We start from the raw sequence: 6,967 nt of genomic DNA, 5'->3' as shown, positions 1-6,967 counted from the left end.
CTGGCGGAAGTAAGCGCTAACATTATTGACCAGTGTGTAGCGCAGGGGGTACCTTTTGCAAGAGAATACAGCGGGCTGCTGAATAACCGCTCCTTTGGCGGCGTGCAGGTAAAAAGAACATTTTATGCCGCCGGTCAAACAGGTCAGCAACTGCTCATAGGCGCTTACCAGGCGCTGGAACGGCAGGTAGCACTGGGAAATGTAACCATGTATACACGCCATGAGATGCTTGACATGGTAGTTATTGACGGCAAAGCGCGGGGGATCATCTGCCGCAACCTTATTACCGGAACGCTCGAAAGATATTTCGGACATTCGGTATTGTTATGCACCGGTGGTTATGGTAATGTATTTTACCTGTCAACCAACGCTATGGGCAGTAATGTTACAGCAGCCTGGAAGGCGCATAAAAAAGGAGCGTTCTTTGCCAATCCCTGTTTCACGCAGATCCATCCTACCTGCATACCCGTTACCGGCGACCACCAGAGCAAGTTAACGCTGATGTCGGAATCACTGCGCAACGATGGCCGCATATGGGTTCCCAGGAAAAAGGATGACCCCCGGAAAGCCAATGATATCCCCGAAGATGAAAGAGATTATTATTTAGAAAGGAGATACCCGGCTTATGGCAACCTGGTACCCCGCGATGTGGCTTCACGTGCTGCCAAGGAAAGATGCGATGCCGGTTACGGCGTGGGCACCACAAAGCAGGCGGTTTACCTCGATTTCCGGTATAATCTTATCAATAAATATGGAAGAGCCGAAGCCAGCAAGCATGGCATAGAAAACCCCGGCATAGATACACTGGTAAGATTGGGTAAAGAAGTAGTAAAAGAAGAATACGGTAACCTTTTTGACATGTATGAAAAGATCACCGGTGAAAACCCGTATGAAGTACCTATGCGTATTTATCCCGCAGTGCATTACACAATGGGCGGGCTATGGGTTGACTATGAACTGATGACATCGGTAAAAGGCTTATACGCTTTAGGCGAATGTAATTTCAGCGATCATGGCGCCAACCGCCTCGGCGCTTCTGCTTTAATGCAGGGCCTGGCCGACGGTTATTTTGTTATCCCATATACCATTGGCAATTACCTGGCCGATGAAATTTCTGTAAAACCCATCCCCACTACGCATGAAGCTTTTGAAGCAGCAGAAAATGCAGTAAGGGAACGCATCAGCAGCCTTATGAACATCAAAGGCAAACAGTCGGTGGAAAATTTTCACAAAAGACTGGGAAAGATCATGTGGAACAAATGCGGCATGTCGCGCAATGCAAAAAATTTGAATGAGGCAATAGAAGAAATAAGGTTGCTGAAAAAAGAATTCTGGAGCGATGTAAGGATACCGGGCGACATTAACGAAATGAACCCCGAACTGGATAAAGCCAACCGGGTGGCCGATTTCATTGAGCTGGGCGAACTGATATGTATAGACGCACTTGAAAGGGCAGAAAGCTGTGGCGGCCATTTCAGGGAAGAAAGCCAAACGGAAGAAGGAGAAGCCCTCCGTCACGATGACCGGTTCCTGCATGTGGCAGCCTGGGAATACAATGGAGAGCACAACTGGAAGCTGAATAAAGAAGAGCTGGAATTTGAGCTGGCCAAGCCAACGCAACGAAACTATAAATAATTTGAAAATTTGAAAATGTGGCAATTTGAAAATATGTTAATTTGACGATGAATTCAATTTGCTAACTTTTTAAATTTTCGACAATGAGAAATGATAAACCCAACGTGATAGTGGAAAAGACAATAGATTTTGCACTATCCATCATCGAATACTGTGAGCAACTGGAGGAGATAAAAAATTTGTGATAGCCAGGCAGTTACTGCGTTCTTCAACATCTATAGGCGCAAATGTTTTTGAAGCCCAAAATGCGGAGAGTAAAGCTGATTTTATTCACAAGATGAAATTAGCAGCTAAAGAAGCAAGTGAAACTTTATACTGGCTGACGCTTTGTGAAAGAAGCAGAAATTATAGGTTTAATAATATACTGATTGATAATTTGAGTGAAATTATAAAGATATTATCTAAAATAATTTCTTCAGCAAAGGGAAAAATTCCAGGATTAATTTGGGTATTTCTTTATGCATTTTCAAATTTTCAAATTTTCAAATTAGGGAATTAATTATGGATCATTATACAATGAACCTCACCTTAAAGGTGTGGAAACAAAAAAGCAAAAGCGACAGGGGACATTTTGAAACTTATCAGGTGAAGGATATTTCTTCGGAAATGTCGTTCCTCGAAATGTTCGATGTGCTCAATGAAAAATTAATTGAAGAGAACAGGGAGCCGATAGCTTTTGACCACGATTGCCGTGAAGGAATTTGCGGCATGTGCTCTATGTACATCAATGGCCGCCCTCATGGACCATGGCATGGCACTACTACCTGTCAGTTGCATATGAGGGCATTTAAAGATGGTGATACCATTGTGGTAGAGCCCTGGCGCGCCAATGCTTTTCCTGTAGTCAAAGACCTTATTGTTGATCGTCACGCTTTTGACAGGATCATACAGGCAGGCGGTTATATTTCGGTAAACACAGGTAATGCGGTAGACGGGAATGCTATTCCTGTTGAAAAAGAAAAAGCAGATCAGTCTTTTGCCGCTGCCGCCTGTATAGGATGCGGCGCTTGCGTGGCGGCCTGCAAAAACAGCTCGGCTATGCTTTTTGTATCTGCTAAAGTTGCCCATCTTGCTTTATTGCCACAGGGCGCTCCGGAAAAAAAGAGCCGGGTACTGAATATGATAGAGCAGATGGACAAGGAAGGTTTTGGTTCCTGTACCATGACGGAAGCATGCGAAGCGGTTTGTCCCAAAGAAATTTCCGTAGATAATATTGCCAGGTTAAATAAGGAATATCTTTCTGCAGCGGGCAGTATCGATAAATAGCTAATGAACAATAGCAGGATCATAGCTGCACGGCCGATTACAACGGATACTATTGAAAACGTCCTTACAAACAAAAAAAAGGTGCAGCTCGATGTGCTTCGGCTTGATAAAATACATCCCGTAGTTTCGGGAAATAAATGGTTCAAGCTTCACTACTATATACAGGATGCGGTAAACAAGAGGTTTCATTCACTCCTTACATTTGGCGGCCCCTATTCCAATCATATTGCAGCCACCGCATATGCGGCAAAAATACTGGGACTTAATGCTGTTGGCGTTGTCAGGGGAGAACCCCCCAAACAATGGTCGCATACCCTTCAGGAGGCGCATGCCCGCGATATGCAGCTTGTTTTTTTACCGCGACAAGAATACGATGCAATAAAAAGAAATGGACCAGCCTCAAAATTTGAAGCGCAATTCGGCAGGGTATATATTATTCCGGAAGGCGGGTTTGGCCCTTCAGGCGTTCAGGGCGCAACGGAAATGTTGCACGATACAGAAACCGGACACTATACGCATATTGTTTCGGCTGTAGGAACAGGAACAACCATTGCCGGCATCATACAAGCCACAAAGCCCCATCAACAGATCACCGGCATAAGCGTTATGAAAAACAATTTGGGGTTGAGTGATGAGATACAATCTCTACTGAATACACCCCTGCCCAACAGGTTCCGCATTATACATGATTATCATTTCGGGGGATATGCAAAATATACTCCTGAACTAACCGGGTGGATGAACACGTTTTATCATACATCAACTATTCCGCTGGATTTTGTTTATACTGCAAAAATGATGTATGGTATTTTTGATCTGACAAAGAAAGATTTTTTCCCGCCGCAATCCCGCATTTTGGCCATTCACAGCGGGGGTTTACAGGGTAACCGGTCTCTTGCACCGGGAGTTTTAGTATTTTAATATACAAGTGTAGCATTATCTTTGTGCGTTCAGCGTTAATGCTTTTGACATAATTATTGCTATGAAAATTGTTCCCCGGATCATTGCTTTCCTAACGTTTATTTTATGCAGCTATACCCTCCGGTCGCAGGACACCCTGCCCGATTTTACAGTTGTAAACAGGAATGGTAAAATTATACTGAGCTGGGTAAACGATTTTCCCGTAATAAAACAGTTGAGCATCCAGCGCTCCCCGGATAGCATGAAGGGCTTTAAAACCATTTTAACGCTGCCCGACCCCTCATCGGTTACCAACGGATTTCTTGACAACAATGCTCCGGATACCTCATCTTTCTACAAATTGTATATCCTGCTCGATAACGGGAATTACATATTCAGCAAGGCGCAAAAACCACACAAAGATCTGCCTCCGGCGGTAAAAAAAGAAAGCAGGATCAAAAGCAACGCAGTTGTCCGGCCAAACAGCCCCGATAACAAAAATGCCGCAGTTACAGACGGAACTCCTGCGTCATATCAATTGCAGTCGACCGCCCGAACTGCAGGTAAAAAAAGAAGTGACGGCTTAATGGCGGATACTGTAAATATGGTACGGCCGGAAACATACAGACCTTCAGGTTTTGTTTTTACGAATCCCGACGGCGACGTCACTGTCGTATTGCCCCCCGGAAGACTGAATAATTTTAAGATCATATTCTACGAAGAAAACGGCAGTACATTGTTCCGGATCAATGATATCAAAGAACCGATTTTTACGCTGGATAAATCCAATTTCATGCATTCGGGCTGGTTCAGGTTTGAATTATTTGAAAACGGGCTGCTCAAAGAAAAAAATAAAGTAAGAGTACCATAATATGATAATATAAGTCAAGCAAATTAAGCCTGTATGTTATCGTGAGAAGTGAGAGCCCACCTGGCTGAATGCCATTCGGACGGGGATAAAGGTGAAAGAGTGTTTCACTGCTCACGTTTAATGTTTGAAGCAGCATTATCCCTCATCCAACAAGCCTGCAATCGAATACCTGCTCAAAACAATTTTTCAGTACTGCTTTTACGTTGCCCGTTCCGGGATCAGATCCCAGCTCTTTTTCTATTGAAGTTACCTGCTTATTGGCAATGCCGCAGGGAATGATATAATTAAAATAATCCAGGCTGGTGCTCACATTCAATGCGAAGCCGTGCATGGTCACCCACCGGCTGCATCGTACGCCCATCGCGCATATTTTTCTTTCCTTTCCTTTTACGGAAGGCGCTATCCATACGCCTGTTTCTCCGGGGGAACGTTCACCTTTTATACCATACTGCTGCAAAGTAAGGATAACCACTTCTTCCAGGTTGCGCAGGTATTTGCCGATATCGGTATAGTATTTCTCCAGGTCAAGGATGGGATAGCCTACAATTTGTCCCGGCCCGTGAAAGGTAATATCCCCACCCCTGTTGGTCCGATAATATTCAATTCCCTTTTGGTGAAGAGTTGCCTCGCTGATCAGCACATTTTCGGCATGGCCGCTTTTGCCTAAAGTATATACAGGAGGATGTTCACACAACAGCAAATGGTGGCGCGTATCGGCTATGGACTCAAAACCTGTTTTCTGGCCGGTACCGTTGGATGAATAAGACAATCCTGCTTTAGCTGAGGTTTTTGCCTGCACATTCTTCCGCAGCAGTTGCTCCTGGAAATCCCACGCATCTTTATAGGCTACAGCCCCCATGTCCTTAAAAAAAACTTCCTGCATGCCTGCAAAGTTATTTCATTTACCCTTTTGTTTTAACCCGGTTTAATTCTCCCGCATTTTGTGGAAGCCGGGGCTGCACCTTTTTGGGAGATATAACATGGAGTTACTGCGGCCTCGTGTCGGCTTCACCGGTCTTATTGCGTATCTTGGAAGATCTTATTCTGTATATTGAGCATAATAAAACATTGTATCGGACATGAATCGTAAAAATTTCATAAAAAATACCGGACTTATTGCTGCCGTACTGAGCCTGCCGGAAATAGGGGCGCTGGCCGCACCGCCGTTGCAGCCTGCAATGAATAAACTGCCGCGATGGAAGGGGTTTAATTTGCTTGATTTCTTTTCGCCTGCCCCCACTCCCACACGCAACCCAACCACTGAAGAACATTATAAATGGATGCGCGACTGGGGATTTGATTTTGTTCGTGTGCCCATCGCATATCCGCATTATCTGGATATAGACCGCTCAAAGAACATTACTCCTGATGATGTATATAAGATCAGCAATGAGGCGGTTGACAAAATAGATACTTTGGTAACCACAGCGCATAAATATGGTATGCATGTAAGCCTGAACCTGCACCGGGCGCCGGGCTATTGCATCAACGCCGGTTTTCATGAGCCCTATAATTTATGGAAAGACGAGGCCGCGCAGGATGCTTTTTATTTCCACTGGAACATGTGGGCCAAAAAATACAAAAGCCTGTCGCCCCAACAAATAAGTTTCGACCTGGTAAATGAGCCCAGTATGCGGGAAGACATGAACGACCAGCATTCCAGGTCGGGACCGGTACCAGGCGATGTATACCGTAAGGTTGCTAAAGGAGCCGCTGAAGCCATTCGCAAAGAAAACCCGGAACATCTTGTAATAGCCGATGGCAATAATGTGGGCAATACTCCCATTCCGGAAATTACAGACCTGGGTATCGGGCAAAGCTGCAGGGGATATTATCCCGGCGCTATCTCTCATTATAAAGCGCCCTGGGCTAATAGAGACATCAATAACCTGCCTGAGCCCAGATGGCCGGGAGAAGTAGGAGGGAAATATTTCAGTAAAGCCATGCTGGAAACCTATTACAAGCCATGGACCAATTTAATACAACAGGGCGTTGGAGTACACTGCGGGGAGTGTGGTTGCTGGAACAAAACCCCGCACAATGTATTTATGGCATGGTTTACCGATGTGCTCAGCATCCTTAAAGCCGGCAATATTGGTTTTGCGGTATGGAATTTTACAGGAGATTTTGGCGTGCTCAATTCCGGGCGGACAGATGTAGACTATGAAGACTGGTACGGCTATAAATTAGACAGGAAATTCCTTGACCTGATGCGCAGACAGTAATAGTTTACGGGAGACGTCCCCTGTTTCACATGGGTTAAGTCATAGCGGCAGGCTTTTCCTGCTAACTGTT

Annotated in this window: 7 protein-coding genes; 6 read left to right on the top strand and 1 reads right to left on the bottom strand. The window is 44.9% G+C overall.

Annotated elements, in window-relative coordinates; genetic code table 11:
• The 5 genes from PLH26_RS06650 to PLH26_RS06630 all read left to right on the top strand — a co-directional run.
• Positions 1 to 1,635: fumarate reductase/succinate dehydrogenase flavoprotein subunit (locus PLH26_RS06650; protein WP_324585219.1), on the top strand; the 1,635-nt coding region annotated here is incomplete at its 5' end.
• Between the two features lie 181 nt (positions 1,636 to 1,816).
• Positions 1,817 to 2,134, top strand: a complete 318-nt coding sequence (locus PLH26_RS06645) for a four helix bundle protein (protein ID WP_324585218.1) — start codon at positions 1,817 to 1,819, stop codon at positions 2,132 to 2,134.
• Between the two features lie 2 nt (positions 2,135 to 2,136).
• Entirely contained in the window at positions 2,137 to 2,901 is a 765-nt protein-coding gene (locus PLH26_RS06640) for a succinate dehydrogenase/fumarate reductase iron-sulfur subunit (RefSeq protein WP_324585217.1), read from the top strand.
• A 3-nt stretch (positions 2,902 to 2,904) separates the two neighbouring features.
• Positions 2,905 to 3,822 carry a 1-aminocyclopropane-1-carboxylate deaminase/D-cysteine desulfhydrase gene (locus tag PLH26_RS06635; protein WP_324585216.1) on the top strand — a complete coding sequence of 306 codons (918 nt, stop codon included), beginning with the start codon at positions 2,905 to 2,907 and terminating at the stop codon, positions 3,820 to 3,822.
• 61 nt (positions 3,823 to 3,883) lie between these two features.
• Entirely contained in the window at positions 3,884 to 4,672 is a 789-nt protein-coding gene (locus tag PLH26_RS06630) for a hypothetical protein (RefSeq protein ID WP_324585215.1), read from the top strand.
• Positions 4,673 to 4,814: 142 nt separating this feature from the next.
• On the opposite strand, the gene lipB is transcribed toward PLH26_RS06630, so the two are convergent.
• The gene (gene lipB / locus PLH26_RS06625) at positions 4,815 to 5,555 is read right to left on the bottom strand and encodes a lipoyl(octanoyl) transferase LipB (protein WP_324585214.1); all 741 of its coding nucleotides are present in this window, start codon (positions 5,553 to 5,555) and stop codon (positions 4,815 to 4,817) included.
• 196 nt (positions 5,556 to 5,751) lie between these two features.
• Between lipB and PLH26_RS06620 the strand changes: the two genes are divergently transcribed.
• Positions 5,752 to 6,897 carry a glycoside hydrolase family 5 protein gene (locus PLH26_RS06620; protein ID WP_324585213.1) on the top strand — a complete coding sequence of 382 codons (1,146 nt, stop codon included), beginning with the start codon at positions 5,752 to 5,754 and terminating at the stop codon, positions 6,895 to 6,897.
• Positions 6,898 to 6,967: the final 70 nt, after the last annotated feature.

The sequence above is a fragment of the Agriterribacter sp. genome, from assembly GCF_035444585.1.
Taxonomy (GTDB): Bacteria; Bacteroidota; Bacteroidia; order Chitinophagales; family Chitinophagaceae; genus Agriterribacter.
The sequence above is the reverse complement of the archived record's forward strand: the minus strand, read 5'-3'. Positions and strand labels throughout refer to the sequence as shown.

Coding starts and splice junctions, on each gene's coding strand:
- PLH26_RS06640 (WP_324585217.1), top strand. CDS start 2,137: ATGGATCATTATACAATGAACCTCACCTTAAAGGTGTGGAAACAAAAA.
- PLH26_RS06635 (WP_324585216.1), top strand. CDS start 2,905: ATGAACAATAGCAGGATCATAGCTGCACGGCCGATTACAACGGATACT.
- PLH26_RS06630 (WP_324585215.1), top strand. CDS start 3,884: ATGAAAATTGTTCCCCGGATCATTGCTTTCCTAACGTTTATTTTATGC.
- lipB (WP_324585214.1), bottom strand. CDS start 5,555: ATGCAGGAAGTTTTTTTTAAGGACATGGGGGCTGTAGCCTATAAAGAT.
- PLH26_RS06620 (WP_324585213.1), top strand. CDS start 5,752: ATGAATCGTAAAAATTTCATAAAAAATACCGGACTTATTGCTGCCGTA.